The 16,412-nt window shown below is 63.8% G+C and carries 11 protein-coding genes and 1 pseudogene; 1 reads left to right on the top strand and 11 read right to left on the bottom strand.

The features are described 5' to 3' along the window. Positions 1–58: 58 nt before the first annotated feature. The 9 genes and pseudogenes from ACRQFC_RS01475 to ACRQFC_RS01435 form a co-directional block, all read right to left on the bottom strand. Positions 59–226 (bottom strand): DUF3117 domain-containing protein, encoded by a 168-nt coding sequence (locus tag ACRQFC_RS01475; RefSeq protein ID WP_016442993.1) that lies wholly within the window; start codon positions 224–226, stop codon positions 59–61. 55 nt (positions 227–281) lie between these two features. Further along, positions 282–1,064 carry an LOG family protein gene (locus ACRQFC_RS01470; protein ID WP_026429527.1) on the bottom strand — a complete coding sequence of 261 codons (783 nt, stop codon included), beginning with the start codon at positions 1,062–1,064 and terminating at the stop codon, positions 282–284. 58 nt (positions 1,065–1,122) lie between these two features. Continuing rightward, on the bottom strand, positions 1,123–2,262 hold the full coding sequence (locus ACRQFC_RS01465) for a mannose-1-phosphate guanylyltransferase (RefSeq protein ID WP_284896702.1): 1,140 nt from the start codon (positions 2,260–2,262) through the stop codon (positions 1,123–1,125). Positions 2,263–2,264: 2 nt separating this feature from the next. Beyond that, positions 2,265–3,563, bottom strand: a complete 1,299-nt coding sequence (locus ACRQFC_RS01460; protein WP_284896703.1) for a YihY/virulence factor BrkB family protein — start codon at positions 3,561–3,563, stop codon at positions 2,265–2,267. A gap of 58 nt (positions 3,564–3,621) precedes the next feature. Beyond that, a complete protein-coding gene (locus ACRQFC_RS01455; RefSeq protein ID WP_284896704.1) occupies positions 3,622–4,458 on the bottom strand; it encodes an exodeoxyribonuclease III in 837 nt (278 codons plus the stop codon). 166 nt (positions 4,459–4,624) lie between these two features. Continuing rightward, positions 4,625–5,491, bottom strand: a pseudogene (locus tag ACRQFC_RS01450) (bifunctional methylenetetrahydrofolate dehydrogenase/methenyltetrahydrofolate cyclohydrolase); the annotation flags it as partial. Continuing rightward, entirely contained in the window at positions 5,491–6,897 is a 1,407-nt protein-coding gene (gene glyA / locus ACRQFC_RS01445; RefSeq protein ID WP_284896705.1) for a serine hydroxymethyltransferase, read from the bottom strand. The pseudogene ACRQFC_RS01450 and the gene glyA, both read right to left, overlap by 1 nt. A gap of 205 nt (positions 6,898–7,102) precedes the next feature. Continuing rightward, the gene (locus ACRQFC_RS01440; RefSeq protein WP_143231869.1) at positions 7,103–8,575 is read right to left on the bottom strand and encodes an amino acid permease; all 1,473 of its coding nucleotides are present in this window, start codon (positions 8,573–8,575) and stop codon (positions 7,103–7,105) included. Positions 8,576–8,804: 229 nt separating this feature from the next. Then, a complete protein-coding gene (locus ACRQFC_RS01435; protein ID WP_284896706.1) occupies positions 8,805–9,326 on the bottom strand; it encodes a holo-ACP synthase in 522 nt (173 codons plus the stop codon). Positions 9,327–9,517: 191 nt separating this feature from the next. Here ACRQFC_RS01435 and ACRQFC_RS01430 point away from each other — a divergent pair, with 191 nt between their 5' ends. Beyond that, entirely contained in the window at positions 9,518–10,951 is a 1,434-nt protein-coding gene (locus ACRQFC_RS01430; RefSeq protein WP_284883281.1) for a purine-cytosine permease family protein, read from the top strand. Between the two features lie 113 nt (positions 10,952–11,064). Here ACRQFC_RS01430 and ACRQFC_RS01425 read toward each other — a convergent pair whose 3' ends face one another. Together ACRQFC_RS01425 and ACRQFC_RS01420 are read right to left on the bottom strand one after the other, a co-directional pair. Beyond that, a complete protein-coding gene (locus tag ACRQFC_RS01425) occupies positions 11,065–12,264 on the bottom strand; it encodes a DUF2399 domain-containing protein (RefSeq protein ID WP_284883280.1) in 1,200 nt (399 codons plus the stop codon). Further along, positions 12,261–16,409 carry a TIGR02680 family protein gene (locus tag ACRQFC_RS01420; protein ID WP_284883278.1) on the bottom strand — a complete coding sequence of 1,383 codons (4,149 nt, stop codon included), beginning with the start codon at positions 16,407–16,409 and terminating at the stop codon, positions 12,261–12,263. Before ACRQFC_RS01420 ends, ACRQFC_RS01425 begins: the two co-directional genes overlap by 4 nt. Positions 16,410–16,412 lie beyond the last annotated feature (3 nt).

The following is a 16,412-nucleotide window of genomic DNA, read 5'->3' as shown; positions in this document are numbered from 1 at the left end:
GGCCGCGCCCGCTGGCTGGCCCCCGGATAGGTAGTAGGTACAGGTACGTTGGTGGTGGTTACTTCTCCACGCTTGCGAGAGCTTCTTTGAGGCTGACGCATTCTTCGTCGTTGAGTTCCAGGACGAGGCGTCCGCCGCCATCCACCGGAATACGAACCACGATTCCGCGCGCTTCACGTTCGACTTCCAGCGGCCCATCACCTGTGCGTGGCTTCATAGCTGCCATAGTGGTTTCCTTCCTGTTCGCCGCAACTATGCGACTAACGTCACCCCTAATTCTACTAGAAGTCTGCCACCTGTTCGCGGCGAGCTTGTCGTGTGGCTTGTTCCGCCGTGAGGGAGCGCTGACCTGCGATAAGAGCATCCACAGCCTCGCGAGCGGTATCCACCACGGTGAAAATATTCGGATCTGCGGGCGAAATCATACCTTCGCTGACCAGGCGCCCGCGGATCCACTCCACGAGGCCGCCCCAGAAATCACTGCCCACCAGCACCACCGGGAATCCGGCAACTTTACCGGTTTGTACCAGGGTAAGTGCTTCGAAAAGTTCGTCGAGGGTGCCGAAACCGCCCGGGAGCACCACGAAGCCTTGGGAATACTTGAGGAACATTGTTTTACGCACGAAGAAGTAGCGGAATTCAATGCCGAGATTGACGTATTCGTTGAGGCCCTGTTCGTGCGGGAGTTCGATCCCGAGGCCGATGGAGAGGCCGTCATTGGCCGCGGCGCCTTTATTGGCGGCTTCCATAATCCCCGGCCCGCCCCCGGTAATAATCCCGAAGCCCTGCTGGCTGAGGATATCGGCGGTTTCTTCGGCCACCCGGTAGTAGCGGGATTCGCGCCCGGTGCGCGCCGAACCGAAAATCGAGACGCAAGGCGGCACGTGGGCGAGCGCCCCGAATCCTTCCACGAATTCGGATTGGATGCGCAGCACCCGCCACGGATCGCTGAGAGTCCAGTCCCCGTTGCTCCGGTTGGAGAGCAGCTTGGTATCCGCGGTGACGGGCGGAATCTGGGTGCCGCGCCGGGTTTGCGCCCCGCGCCGATAGTCGCGTGTGTTCATGGTTTCTATTGTCCTTCGCTGCCTGCGCGCCTTCCACCCCGCTACGCGGAGCGGAAAACTATCTCAGGTCCGCTAGCCCGGCCGCGTCCAGACCGTCCACGGCCTTTTTGACGTCCTGTGCTTTCTCCCGCGTGGTCACCAGGAGTGCGTTTTCGGTATCAATAACGACGGCGCCCGGCACTCCCACTACGACGACGGGCTTCGCCGAGCTGTACACCAGTGAATCCGGCGCATCAATGGCGAGCACCGGAGCCCCCGTGCTTCCCGGAACCCGCTGGGCGGTGAGTTCGCCGGCGGGGATGCCTTCGGCGAGGGAATCGTAATCCCCCACATCGGACCAGCCCATATCAGCGGGAACCACGGCCACTCGCCCGGCTGCCGCGGCTGGTTCGGCTACCGCCCGGTCGATGACTTCCTTCGGGATGGAGGCCCATAGTTCTTCTACCTGCGCGGATTGCTGAGCCGAGTCCAGATCCCACAGCTGGGCTAGCTGGCGCAGCGGGGCCGCGATATCGGGGCGGTATTCGGTGAGCATATCCATGAGGGTGGCCGCGCGGGCCACAAAAATTCCGGCGTTCCAGTAGTAACCACCCTGCGCCAGATAGCTTGCGGCAGTATCCGCATCCGGTTTTTCCACGAATTTTTCTACCGCTAAGGCAGCGGTATCGCCCGCGAGCGGCCCACTGGCGAGCGACTCGCCAGCGCGCGACCCGCCAGCGAGCGGCCCACCGGCGCGAATGTAGCCGAACCCGGTGGCCGGCCCGGTCGGGGTAATCCCGAGGGTAACCAGGTAGCCGTGCTCTGCGGCGCGCAGCGCGGTGCGTACGGCCGCGGTGAAGGCCGCGGTATTGGAGATGCGGTGATCGGCCGCGAAGGAACCGACCAGGGCATCCGGGTCGGAGCGATGAGCGAGTGCGGCAGCGATACCGATGGCGGCCATGGTGCCGCGCGGGCTCGGTTCAACCACGTAGTGGAGGGGCGTGTGGATATCGGTGAGTTGCTCGCGGACGGCCGCGGCATGGGCGGTGCCCGTCACGGTGTAGATACTCGATGCCAGCGGGGCGAGCCGGGTCACCGTATCGTGAATCATGGTGTGCCCTGATCCAAAATCGACCAGGAATTTCGGGTGGCTGGCCCGCGAGAGTGGCCACAGCCGTGAGCCGGCTCCCCCGGCGGGAATAATCGCATGGAATGTCACGCCTAGCTGTCCTTTCGCTGCGAGCGGGCGAGTTCGCGTTGCCCGTTCACGTAGTGCGCGCGAGCTTCCTCAGCTTTGAGCTGCGCCTCACGCGCCTTTGATTCTAGCTTTTCGGCCCGGCGGCGAGCCAGGTTCCCGGCCAAACCACCCCATTCGGGAAGCTCTTCTTCCTCATCTTCGGTGGCGTTATCCGGTTCGGGCAGCAGGGAACCCGTGATGGGATCATGCGGCCACGTGAGTGTTTCCGGAACGGAAAGGGTGACGTAATTGGGAGTGGTGGTAGCCCGCAGTTCTTCCGGGTCCTGCGCCACATAAGCCCGGGGCGGGTTCGCCATATAGGCGGAGACCATGAGCACGATACGCGAAGCGAGGTTGAGCCAGAGCAGCAAGGTGGCGATAGCGGCGAAAGGAGCGAGGAGCGGGTTGCCGGACACGCTGGATACCGCGGAGGTACCGACCACCCGAATGATGGAGAGGAGAAGCGCACCGAGGGCCGCCCCCGTGATGAAATCGCGGCGGGGTACCCGAATCCCGGAGGTGAAGCGAATAATGAACATGATGACGAGCGCATCGACGGTGGCCGCGAGCAGGAAGACCGCGATTTTAGTTCCGAATTGCACGAGGGCTCCGTCCAACCCCAGGTGGGTGAGGAGCAGGGTTCCTACCGAGCCGACGAGGGAGCCGATGATCGCGGAGGTGAGGATCCCCAGGGCGAGCACCACGAATCCGGCCAGCCTGAAGAGGATACTCACCGCCCCGTTTTCGGTTCGCTGATTCACGCCGAACATGGCTCCGATGGCGGTGGAGAGCCCGGCCATAATGGACATGGCCGTCCACAACAGCACGGCGCCCGCGATGATGGTTGCCACCACCGAGGTTCCCGAAAGGATGAGGTCATCGGGGTTGATGAGCCCTTCCCCGGAGGAATCTTGAAGGATGCCGGGCAGGGCCGCATTGACGGCATCCACCACGGTTTCCCGCAGCTGCGCGTTCCTGCCGAGGGTGGCCATAAACACGGTCCAGGAAATGGTGAGGGCCGCGGTGATGGCGAAAAGCGCCGAGTAGGCGATTCCACCGGCGAGCAGGCCCCCGCGGGCTTTACCGTAGCGGCCGATCCCCCGCATAATGCGCGTGCCTTGCACCCATTCAACGAGGGCTTTTCCTTTATGTACGACGCCGCCCATGCCGCTTTCCGCCACCCGGGCCCCGCTGGGTGCACCCCGCCGGGCGGCTTGCCGCCCGCGCTGATCCACCCCGAAAGCCCGGGAAGTCCTATCCATCACTGTGTTCTGCTGTGTCACATAGCCATGGTACGTGAGGCCTACGACAAAAACAGAAGTTTTTGATTCCTCAACGAGTTTAGCCTTCGAGTTGGTAGTCCACCGTGAGTGGGGCGTGGTCGGACCAGCGCTCAGCGTAGGAGGCTGCCCTCCCGATGGTGAAACTTTGCGCGGTGGTGGCAAGTGCAGGGCTGGCCATATGGTAGTCGATACGCCAACCCACGTTGTTATCAAAAGCTTTGCCGCGCTGACTCCACCAGGTGTAGGGACCTTTACCTTCGTGCCCGTTGTGTTCCAGCAGGGCGCGTTGCACATCCACCCAGGGCCCACCGAACCACCGATCCAGGTAGGCGATTTCATCGTCGAGCACCCCGGAGGTGCGATTGTGGTTAGACTTCCAATTCTCAATATCGGCTTCGGTATGGACGATATTGAAATCTCCGGCGACCAGGGTGCGGGCGGCCGGATCAAATTGCGCTAAGCGGGCGCTTACCCGTTCCAGATGCGCGTATTTTGCCGCCATCTTTTCTGGATTATCCGCCACTCCCGAATGCAGGTAGGCGCTCACCACCCGCAGCTGGTAATCCGGGAGTTCTACTTCAAGCCAGCGCCCGCTATCCACCGGAGCTTCTTCACTGACTGGCTTTCCATCCGCGCCCACGCCCAGGTGATTCCGGATCTCACCCACACCGATGCCTTCCCGCACCGCGACCGCAACTCCGGCCCGGCCTTTGATATCGGAAACGGCCGTGTAGATCCGGTAGCCGGTTCCCGCGAAAATATCTGCGGTGATATCCGCGGGGGCACGCACTTCTTGAAGCAGGATGATATCCGCGGCGGTGGCTTCCAGCCAGGCCGCGATTCCTTTACGCGCGGCCGCGCGAATTCCATTGACGTTGACGGTGCTTATCCGCATCTCATTCCCCTCCGTGCCCTGCCCCGGACTGCTCCGGGAGGATCTGTGCGGCCGCGTGCTCTTCTGTTGGGCCCTGCTGTTCGGTTGCGCGCTGCGCCGGCGCGTCCGGGCCGACTGCGCCGCCTACTGCACTGCGTGGCTTCGCCCCATCCTGCTCCGCAGCGCAGCGTTCGGCCATATCTACGACGTTGCTGAGCAGCATGACGCGGGTCATCGGGCCCACCCCGCCGGGATTGGGTGATACCCAGGCTGCGTGATCGCGCACGGCCGGGTCTACATCCCCGAGGGTGCGCCATTTTCCTTCCGCGGTGCGCTCCCGGGTTACTCCCACATCAATAACGACGGCTCCGGGGGCCACCCATTCCGGGCGAACGAAACCAGCCCGGCCCACCGCGGCGATAATAACATCAGCGCGCTGGCACAGCTCGGGAATATTCGAGGTGCCGGTGTGGCAGAGCGTGACGGTGGCATTGATATTTTTCCGGGTGAGCAGAAGGCCGATGCTTCTTCCCACCGTGATTCCGCGCCCGAGGACCACTACGTGTTTGCCGGCAAGGTTGAGCCCGTGGCGTTCGATCAGCTCCACGATGCCGGCCGGGGTGCAGGGCAGCGGGGAGGTGAGCTGGCAGCTCACGCTTGCCACCAAGCGCCCGAGGTTGATCGGGTGGAGCCCGTCGGCATCTTTATCCGGGTCAATCGCTTCGATGAGGCGAGCTTCGGGAAGCCCGGCTGGGAGCGGAAGTTGGAGAATGTACCCGGTGCAGGCCGGGTTGGTATTGAGATCGCGCAGCGCAGCGGCCACTTCTGCCGCGGTGGCGCTAGCCGGCAGTTCTACTTGCAGAGAGGCGATACCCACCTCCGCGCAATCGCGGTGTTTGCCGCGTACATACGCCGCGGAGGCCGGGTCATCACCCACCAGCACGGTGCCGAGTCCGGGAGTGTAGCCGCGAGCGCGCAGGGCTTCCACCCGCACCCGCAGTTCATCTTTGATAGCGGCGGCAACCGCGCGCCCGTCCAAAAGTTGCGCTGCCATTACTCGCCTTCACCGCTCTGTGCACAGGTGCTTCCAGGGGCGGCACTAGCTGCGTGCCCGCCGCAGCAGCCGTTTCCGGATGCGCCCGAAGTGCCCGATGCGCCTGGAGCGCCAGAACCGCCCCCGACCTGATCGAGGCCGGCGTAGAGCGGGAAACGGTCCGCGAGCGCGCGCACCCGGGCACGTAGCTCCTCCACCGGTGCGGAGTGCCCGGCGATGAGAGCGCGGGCGATAATATCGGCAACCTCCGTGAATTCTTCCGGGCCGAAGCCGCGGGTGGCCAAGGCCGGGGTGCCAATGCGCAGCCCGGAAGTGACGAAGGGCGGGCGCGGGTCATAGGGAACCCCGTTGCGGTTGACGGTGATACCGATGCTACCCAGCAGGTCCTCCCCTTCCCGGCCGTTGATCGCGGCATTGCGCAGATCCACGAGGACCAGGTGCACATCCGTACCCCCGGAAATAATCGAGATGCCTGCCTGCGCCACATCGGCTTCCGTGAGCCGGGCTGCCAGGATCTGGGCGCCTTCCAGGGTGCGGCGCTGGCGCTCACGGAATTCTTCTGTGGCCGCGTAGCCGAGGGCCACCGCTTTCGCGGCAACCACGTGCATAAGCGGGCCACCCTGGTTGCCCGGGAACACCGCGGAATTGAGCTTTTTCCCGTATTCTTCCCCGCGGGCAGAGAGAATCATTCCCGAGCGGGGCCCGCCCAGGGTTTTGTGGATGGTGGTGGTGACCACATCCGAGTACGGGAGGGGATTGGGGTGCAGCCCGGCGGCAACCAGGCCGGCGAAATGGGCCATATCCGTCCACAGCACCGCGCCAACTTCATCAGCGATGGAACGGAAAGCCGCGAAATCCAGGTGGCGCGGGTAGGCGGACCACCCGGCGATAATCATGGCGGGGCGTTCGCGCAGCGCGGTTTCACGCACCTCATCCATATCGAGAAGATAAGTTTCCGGATTGACGTGGTAGGCGGCTACCTCATAGTTGCGCCCGGAGAAATTGAGTTTCATGCCGTGGGTAAGATGCCCGCCCTGATCGAGGGCCATGCCCAGAACTTTGCCCCCTGGTTTCACCATCGCGTGGTACACGGCGGCGTTCGCCGAGGCCCCCGAATGGGGTTGCACGTTCGCGTAATCAGCCCCGAACAGGCTTTTTGCCCGCTCAATGGCGAGGGTTTCGGCCTTATCCACCCATTCGCAGCCCCCGTAGTAGCGCCGCCCGGGATAGCCTTCCGCGTACTTATTGGTGAGAACAGAGCCCTGGGCTTGCAGAACCGCGCGGGATACGAAATTCTCCGACGCGATCATTTCCAAGCCTTCTTGCTGGCGGCGCAATTCCCCGGTGAGAATCGCGGCTACTTCCGGGTCCGCCACGGCCAAAGGTTCATCCAGTGGTGTACTCATGTCTCTCCTCCACACCTTCCACGCCTTCGCTGTTAGGTCGACAGTCTACCGCGGGGGTGCGACACAAAAATTGCAGCGAAGCTTTCCGGACCACGCGGGCCGTTGCGGCGTCGTCGTGCTGCACGCGGATGGGAACGACGGCGCACGGCCCGCGAGCAGCGAGCACCCGCGCAACAACGCCGCGCCGCACGCAACAACGCAGCGCTTAGGAAATCTTGGGTGCGCTTAGATCGGCGTGCGCCAAATCCGCGGCGGGGCTCTTCGTGACGAGTTTGTGGCCCCACCACAGGGCGAAGAAAAGCGGCAATCCGATATAGGAGGAGAGCAGGTCGAGCGCACCGCCGCCGGAGGTAATAATGAGGTAGCTCTGCCCCACGATCACCACCGCGCACATCACCAGCGCCACGATGGGGCCGGCCGGGTAGAACCGTGCTTTGAAGGGGAGTTCGTCGAGGCTGCGGCCCTGGGCGATGAAGGCGCGGCGGAAATTGTAGTGGCTCCACGCGATGCCCATCCACGTGATAAAACCGGCCAGCCCGGAGGCATTGACGAGCCAGGCGTAAGCTTTGCCGTCGCCCATGAAGGAGGAGATGAAGCAGGCGGTGGCCACCAGAATCGTGATGATCATGGCGTTGAGCGGGACGCCGCGGCGGGTCAGGCGCGCCAGGAATTTCGGGGCGCTGCCCTGTTCGGCGAGCGCGAAAAGCATGCGGGTGGATACGTAGAGACCAGAGTTCCCGGCGGAGAGCACCGCGGTGAGAATAACGGCGTTCATGACCGCGGCCGCGAAAGCCACCCCGGCGCGCTCGAATACCAGGGTGAAGGGCGAGACGGCGATATCGGAGATGTCGGTGCGCAGCAGATTCGGGTCGCTGTAGGCCACCAGGGTGCCCACCACCACGATCGCGCCGATGTAGAAGATGAGGATGCGCCAGAAAATTGTGCGGGTGGCGCGCGGGACGGTGGTGGCGGGGTCGCGGGCCTCCCCCGCGGCGATGCCCACCATTTCGGTGCCTTGGAAGGAGAAACCGGCCACCATGAAGACCGCGAGGATTCCCGCCCCGCCGTTCACGAAGGGCGCCTCGCCTTCCGTCCAGTGCGCGAGCCCCGGGCTGGCCCCGAACACACCGGCGATCATGAGCAGGCCCACCGCGATAAAGGCAAGGACGGTCACCACTTTAATGAGGGCGAACCAGAATTCGCCTTCCCCGTAGGTGCGTACCGAGAGCGCGTTGAGCAAAATGAGGAGAGCCAAAAAGACCGCGGACCACACCCAGCCGGGGGTGTCCGGATACCAGTACTTCATGACGAGCGCCGCGGCGGATAGCTCGGCGGCCACGGTGATTGCCCAGTTGTACCAGTAGTTCCAGCCGGTGGCGAAACCGAAGGACGGGGAAACGAAACGCCGCCCGTATTCTTCGAAGGAGCCGGCGACCGGCAGGTAGGCCGCCATTTCGCCCAGAGATTGCATGAGGAGGTAGACCATCATGCCGATAAGCCCGTAGGCCACCAGGGCCCCGCCCGGGCCGGCCTGGCTGATTGTTTCGCCCGAAGCCACGAAGAGTCCGGTGCCAATCGCCCCGCCCACCGCGATCATGGTGAGGTGGCGGGCGTGCAGGCCGCGTTGCAGCTGCGGCTCGGCGGATTGTTCAGCTTGTCCAGCTTGCTCTGGTGCCACGTTTTCTCAGCTCCTTCATCGCGGTGCCCCTGTGGGCGGGCCCGCTTCCCGCGGTGGCCGGGCCACCGCCTCAGTGCTTCGTTCGTACCGGCACACGGTAGTGTACGCTGCCACCGCGGCGCTATTGCTTCTCACACAGCGAGCCGCGGGTCTATTTCCGGCCGGTTCGAGGTGTAGTGGCGGCTCGTTCGGGGTGTAGCGCGGTTTAGCGCCGGGTGTAGGGGCGGGTTTAGTGCGTGCCTGCGGCCCGCCGCGCCCCGCTATTGTTCTGATATTCAATAAGAACGACGGCGCTGGCCACGTTGCCATCATGACTCATGGACACATGAATATTCACGCTCCCGAGGGTCTTATGAACCGCCCCCGCAATCGGTGCCCCGAGGATAATCGCGGGGCGCCCCCAGCGGTCATTGGTGACCTCGATAGCATCCCAATGCCCCTCGGGCAGCACCGGTTGAGAGCCATACAACGCCGCCGACCACGCCTTAATAAAAGCTTCTTTGGCCGCCCAGCGCGCCGCCAGATGCGGGGCGAGCTCCGCGGCCGGGATAACGGTCTCAAATCCGGCTTCTTCCGCGGCTGGGGTGGCGAAAGCCCCGGCGGCCTCGGTGCGGGTGTGGCGTTGGGCGCGGCGGATCGCGTAGCGCATTTCCCGCGCGGTAAAAACATTGCGGAAGCGGGAGCCGGGTAAATCCAGCTGCTGGGCGAAGGCATCGATGGCCACGGTATCGGTTCCAATTCCCGCGATCACGGAGTACTCCTTCCCGGTGACGTATCCGTTTAGCCAGCTCAGAGCCAAAGTGGCGCCGTCGTTCCCTATGACTTTCGCTCCCGTGTGGCTTTTCCCTTTTATGGTAGACGAGGCCGCCGCTCCCTGTCTGCTCTTCCCGAATTTTGCTTTTCCTCTACCATTCGCCGCTGAGCTGGAGAAAAATAGTCCCTATGGCATCGATAGAGACAACCGGTATCGAAATAGTCGACGATAGTGAGCGCACCGCGAAACCCCGGCATCTGTTCCTGCCGTGGTTCGCCTCGAATATCTCCGTTTTCGGGATGAGTTACGGGGCGTGGGTGCTTGGATTTGGTATTTCTTTCCCGCAGGCGCTGGTCATCACGGTCATCGCCGTGATTCTGTCCTTCGCTATTTGCGGGGTGATCGCGCTGGGCGGCAAACGCGGCTCGGTGCCCACGATGGTTATGTCGCGCGCGGCTTTCGGGGTCAGCGGCGCGAAAGTTCCGGGCATTATTTCCTGGCTGACCTCCATTGGTTGGGAAACCTCGCTGGCCATTACCGCAGTTCTAGCCACTAATACCGTGCTGGCGCGGCTGGGCTGGGCCGGGGAAGATTCCACCACCGTCAAAGTGGTGGCGGCGGCCATAGTTGCCACCCTCATCGTGCTGGGCGCGGTGGCCGGGTATCACATTATTATGAAAATGCAGGCGGTTCTCACCTGGATCACCGGCATCACCACCATTATCTATATTATTTTAGTTTTCCCGCATCTCGACGCCTCCGCGCTTTTCTCCCACTCTTCCGGCTCTGTTGCGGCCATGCTCGGCGCTTTCGTCATGGTGCTCACCGGTATGGGCCTGGGATGGGTGAATATCGCGGCGGATTGGTCGCGCTACCAGAGCCGCGAGGCGCGCGGCAGCCATATTATTTTCTGGAATACCCTGGGTGGTTCCCTCGGCCCGGTGGTGCTCATTAGTTTCGGGCTGATGCTGGCCGGTTCGGACGACGCGCTCTCCGAAGCCATCGGCGCCGACCCGGTCGGGGCACTGGCCACCATTCTGCCCACCTGGTTCCTCCTCCCCTTCCTCCTCACCGCGATTCTTTCGCTGCTCTCGGGCGCGATTAACGGTATTTATTCTTCGGGGCTCACCCTCCTGACCCTGGGGATTCGGATTCCGCGCCCCCTCGCCTCCCTCATCGACGGCGTGATTCTCACCGTGGGAACCGTGTATGTCACCTTCTTCTCGCCCACCTTTATCGGCCCCTTCCAGTCCTTCCTGGTCACTTTGGGGGTACCGCTTGCCGCGTGGACCGGCATCATGATGGCGGATATTACTTTGCGTAAGCGTGATTACGACGACGCCGCACTCTTCTCCCCCACCGGCCGCTACGGCAAGTACAACGTGACCTCGCTGGCCATCCTGGCGGTGTGCTGCGTGATCGGCTGGGGTTTGGTGGTCAACGGCTTCTCCGATGCCCCCTTCAATGATTGGCAGGGCTACCTTCTCCCCCTCATCGGCGGGGTGGACGGGCCGCTCGGCTCGGGCAATATCGGCGTGATCCTGGCCCTCATTATTGGCTTCGTGGCCTACTACGGGCTGTGCGGGGCGCGGGTGCGCCGCCAGGAAGCGGATATGCGCTAGCGCGCGCCGGCGAGGAGGGTATGTTTTTCCGGGCTGTACTGCGGATGTCGTACATACGAAGTACAGCCCTGAAAACAGATACCCCTCCCCAGGGTTGCATCCTGTTGGGCTGCTTAAAGAGCGAGATCGCTCATGAGCTCCTCGATGAGTTCTTCTTCGTATCGGCTTTCACCTTCCGGCATACGCCAGGTTGTGGTGTTGGGAAGTTCGAGCATTTTTCGCACGAAACCCCAGCCGGCGGCGTCGCCGTCCGCCCGGACATGCAGCCTGGCGCATGCGGATAGCTGAGTGAGGAGCTGGACCGCGGCCTGGCTGAGGTTGCCGTAAGTGCAAATAAGGGGCCGGGTGGCCGGCCCGAAGCGATCCGCGGCGGTTTCAATAACCGAGGGATTCTCGCATACATACACATCGGAAATATCCGAGCGCAGGCGCAGGCCAAGCCCGGAGCCCTGCTCGGAGCTCTCGCTAAGCCCAGAGACCTGGCCCGGCCTCGCTCCCACGCCAAGCCCGGAGTCCGAACTCAGTGCTGATCCCACGCCAAGCCCGGAGCCCAGGCTGCGCAGCGTTAACCACACGGGCTCACCCTGCACGGCAGCTAGGCGTGCCGCGGGCGCCTCCCCCACCAGGGGCAAATTAAGAACCAGCACTTGGGAGGAAACCCCGTCGCAGGTGATCCCCACCCCAGCCCAGGCCTGGTGCCAAGCCGCGGCATCGGCTAGCGGATCGAGGTAGGGTTCTACTCCGAGCGCGGCGGCAGTTCGCGCTACGGCCTGCCCGAGTGGCCGGGAGCGATCCAGGGCGTGGGCATCAGAAAACAGCCCGGCAGCCAGCACGGACAGCAACTGGCCTTCGAAGCGTGGCAGTTCGTGGATAACCGCCGCGATCTCCTCGGCGCGCTCCCGCCAGGAGGGTGCGCGGCCCAGAATAGAGAGAATCGCGCTCTCCTGCACTACCCCGAGCCCCTGCAAAATCCGGGTGCCGGCCGCCCGATCCAGCGCCACGCGCTCCCGGGCGGCCTCTTTTTCCGCGGTGATATCACGCAGCGGGCCACCTAGGTAGACCAGCAGCTCCTCAAGATCCGCCCCGTTATCACGCAGGCTCGCCCGCAGTTGCCGCGCCTGGAGTGGCTTATGCCCGCGGGCCCACCCGGCCGGGGTGAGCCGCTCCACCTGGATACGTTCCGCATCCGAGAGCCCCTTGCCCAGCTGCGAGCGCTCCGCCAACTTGCCTTTCTCGATTTTCTCCCGCGCCTGGCCGAGTAACTTGCGCGGCCCGGGCAGATTCGCCCACTCCAGGATATGAGCGGGAATCACAACAGCATCCCCTCAGCTTCCGGTTCCCCCACGGGAGATCGGCCGGCGTCGTCGACCCAAGAACAGGGCAATTCAATGGATTCCAAAGTATTGCCCGCCCACAATTCGAGGGTGACGTCCGCGCCTTCGAGGGGCGCGGGCGCCCGGACCACCTGGTAGATGGCGGCGGCCGGGACTTCCTTAATATTGACGAGGCGGCCGGGGCCAACGAGCAGCACGTCCAGGTCGAAGTCGCGGAGCATACTCATCATGACGCCCTTATTGGTGTCGTCCAGGCCGTCGAAAGCCTCATCGAACCAGATCGGGCGCGGCGAATTTTCCGTTTTCAGGTAGAGCGCGGCCAGGGTGCTGATAAGCGGCGCCATGAGCATCACGGCGCGGGCCCCACCGGAAAGTTCCGAATAGGAACGCGTGGTCAGCGGCCCCCAATTTCCCTTATCGAAGCGGCGTTCCAAGTTGATCTCATACCAGGTGCGGTAGTCGAGGCGCCGCGCCAATTCATCGGTCCAGTCGTTCAGGGCCTGGTCCTGGGCGCTGCGTTTGGCCTCGTCAATCTTGTTTTTGAGAGCGGCACGCACCTGGTCCTGGACCTCTTTTTTGAAGAGCGTGGAGCCGGTGACCGCGTTGAGCAGGTCAGCATTCGCGCCGGGCTGGAGTTTTACCCGCAGGGTGGTTTTATCGGTGCCGGTGGGGTGCTTGGCGAGCACCGTGTTAATACCCGCCACGATCTCCTCCGCCTCGCCAATCTGCTCGCGCAAGTACTCCAGGAAGGTCGAACCGAGGAGCTCATCGAGGGTTTCGCGTTCGCGCATACCGTAGGTGGTGGCGATATCGTCCACGGCTTTGCCCAGGCGCACGATGGACTCGTCGATGCTCACGCTCTGGCCGTTGGAATCGATGCGGATATCAATCTCGAGGAGCGGGCGATCCACCCGGGCCGTCACGGTTCTACCGCCATCCTCAAGCTTGGCCCGCAAATCCCGGATAGCATCCTCGGCTTTGCGCCGCAGCTTATCGCGGGTGGCGTAGTTATCGGCGCGCTGCTCGGGGCCTTCTTTCCAGCCCCGCACCGTGACTTCGCGGCGGACCGTTGCCACCTGCTCGCGCACATTCGTAATCGCCGAAGACTCACTTTCGGGTAGCTCCAGCTGGATTCTGCGCGCCAGGCCCGCATCGATAAGTTCGCGGAAGGCGGCGTAGCAGGTATCGCGGTTCGCGAGGGCGCGCTCGCGTTCCTCGGTCACGCGCTCCAATTCGTTACTGGCGCGCTCCAGGTTGACGAGGGCCTCGGAATGCTGTTTCTGGGCTTGCTCGCGTTCGGCTTCCAGCCGGGTGATCCGGGCGGCGCATTCCTCAACCTGCTCCAGAATGGCCACGTCACTCTGGTTCGCGGTTTCTTCCAGGACCCGCAATTCTTCGCTGTGGGCGGCCAGGGATCGCGCGGTTTCCGCCAGGCGCCCGCGGGCCTGCTCAAGACTCGCGCGGGCCTCCTCCAGGCGCCGCTGTGCTTTTTCCAGTTCGCCGCGCGCGGACTCTTCGCCGAGGAGTGCTTGGCGCCATGCATCCAGGTGGCGCAGCCCCCGCTGTAAATGCTCCCGCAAATTATCCAGGCCGTCCCGGTCTTTGGGCAGGGCATGCTCCGCGGCGTACTGCGCGAGCTCGGCCTGGTGGTTATCGCAGCGGGTGCGGGCTTCTTCCGCTTCCTTCTGTTTCGCCGCGGCCTCGGCTCTATCGGCCCGGGCACGCTCATCGTCCTTATTCCAAGCGGTCAGCAAGTTTCGCAAAGCAATATCGCTGGGGGCTTGCGCGTACTGGGTATCGAGCTCAGCGCCGCGCCGCTCCAGTTCTTCAACCTGGCTGGTGTGCGTTGCGATATTTGCCAGCAGCTGGTCTTTTTGGGTGGCCAATTCGGCCAGCCGGCGCCGGCGCTGCGCGGCCCGGGCTTCTTCACCCAGCCATTCGGCTACCTCGCGGACCGGCAGCGCGGTACCGGCCAGGCCGGCAGCCTGCCAGCGCCCGTCCACGCTAATGGCCAGGCCCTGCGCGGGCATCGCCGCTCCTGCCGGCACCAAAGCCACCCCCGCCAGCAGATTATCCGCCTGCCGGCCCAGGGCGCCCGCGGATTCGCCAGTTTCCAGGGCATCGGCCAGCGTCCGGCTAGCGGTGCTGGCCGGGAGGGGTGCGAGGAACGTGTCGGCGTCGTCGTATATACCATTTTCCGCAACCCAGGCGTCGAGGAGACCGGCGGCGGCAAGTGCCGCTTCAATATGGGCGAGGTCGGCGGGCGCGACTCCCGCGCGCGGGTTGAGGAGCTGCCACAGGACGGCGCCGGGCGCGCCGTCACGCGAACGCCGGCGCCACAGCTGCGGGGCGAGCGGGGCCTGGACGCCGGTGGATTCCAGCGCGGCCACCTCGGTATCGATTTGCGTGACTTGTTCGCGTAGCTGGCGAATCTCCCCGAGTTCGCGCTCGGTGCGGGCCTGGATCTCGTTTTTACGGGGCTGGTACCAGTCGCGACGGATCGCTTCCGTGAGGGTGCCGGCCGGGCAGGGGTAGCTGGTGGGGAGCTGGCTCAACCACGCCTCGGCGCCATCCGCGTCAACGCTGCTGGCCCACTCGGTCACGCTGCTGGAGAGCCGTTCGTATTCTTCTTCGACCCGATTCCAGGATTCTTCAGCGCTGTGCTTGCTTTTCTCCGCGCGGGCCAGGGCATTGCCCGCGGTATTTTCCAGCAGCATCGCCTGCTGCGTGGCCTGTTCAACAACTTTGAGCAGGGTGCGCGCCTGCCGCAGCTCCCCCTCGCGCTCGTCGTGCCATTGGCGCAGCCGCGCGATATCGACGGATGTTTCGCCGGTATAGCCCGCCGCGCGGAACGTGCTCACGGCGGTGTCTTTCGCATCGACCACGCGGCGCTGGGCCTGATCCAGGTTCGCGGTGCGTTCGCTCACCTCGCCAGAATCGTGTTCCTCGCGCTGGCGGCAGCGCTCCACATCCGCGTTATCGCGCTCGTGCTGGGAAGTATCACGCCGGACCAGTTCCCGCAGGGAACGCACCTGCGCCGCGCGGCTTTCCGCATCGCGGTAGGCGGCCGAATTGCGCAGGGCCTCATGCTGAGTTCTGGCCTGCTCCAGCTGGGCGCGCACCTCCTCCAGCGCGCTATCGAGGGCCTCTTTGCGTTCCCAGTTCTCCGCTAATTTCGCGCGGGAATCGTTTTCGTTCCGGGTCACCTTATCGAGTTCGGAGCGCGATTGCGCGGCTTCGTCCGCCGCGATGCGCAGCACCGCTTTGGTCCACGGCCACCAGTGGGTTTTGATGAAATCCTTAACATCGCCGAGGGCTTTTTTCGTGGTATCGAGGTCTTTGCGGATGCCGTCAAGGGCATCCCAGCCCCGCGCCAGTTTAGTTATCTCGGTGGTTTCCAGGGCCGGCAGCGCCTCGCGCAACTTATCGGTCACGAATTTGGATTCCAACTGCGCCCCGAGTTTCGGGGTGCGGGTAACCTTGAGGATCCGCCCGATTGCTTCCAGTTTCTCCCAATCGCAGCTGAAAAGTTTGCGCGCCACGGTTTTCCGGTAGGAGGTGGCATTATCGTGCACCTGCCAGCCGGGGGCAGTTATTTCTTTCGCGGCGTTCACGGTTCGCCCGGAAAAGATCGCCAGATCCCCGCGCACCCGGCTCTCCTCGCAGGTACACCACTTGGCGTGGAAACGAGTATTGCCCTCCCGCCAATAGGTGTAAAGCAGAGTAGTGAAGAAATGGGGCTGCCCGTCAATAACCCGACCGTATTCCACCCAGAGCCAGCCGTGGTAGAAGGAGAGGTCGCTGGTGCGCCGGTCGGAGCCTTCGTGGGTGGGCCGCACGTAGTAGCCGAATTGTTTCCCGGACCGCCCCAGGGTGTCGATTTTATCCGGGGAGGTATCGCCGAGCAGCGGGATGAGCGTGGTGAGGGCCATGAGGGTGGATTTCCCGGTTTCATTGGCTCCGAAAAGCTGGGCCCAGCCGTCCGCGAACCAGTATTCGACGGCTTCGAATTCCCACAGGTTGACCACTCCGGCGCGCAGCACCTGCCAGCGGTCCAGGCGGGGCATGGGGAAGCCGCCGTTTTGCCAGGCTTCGCGCCAGGCTTTCAGTTCATTCGCCTCCATGGC

Source organism: Actinotignum inguinis (genome assembly GCF_051265835.1).
Lineage (GTDB): Bacteria > Actinomycetota > Actinomycetes > Actinomycetales > Actinomycetaceae > Actinotignum > Actinotignum timonense.
This window is presented reverse-complemented; position numbering and strand designations above follow the sequence as displayed.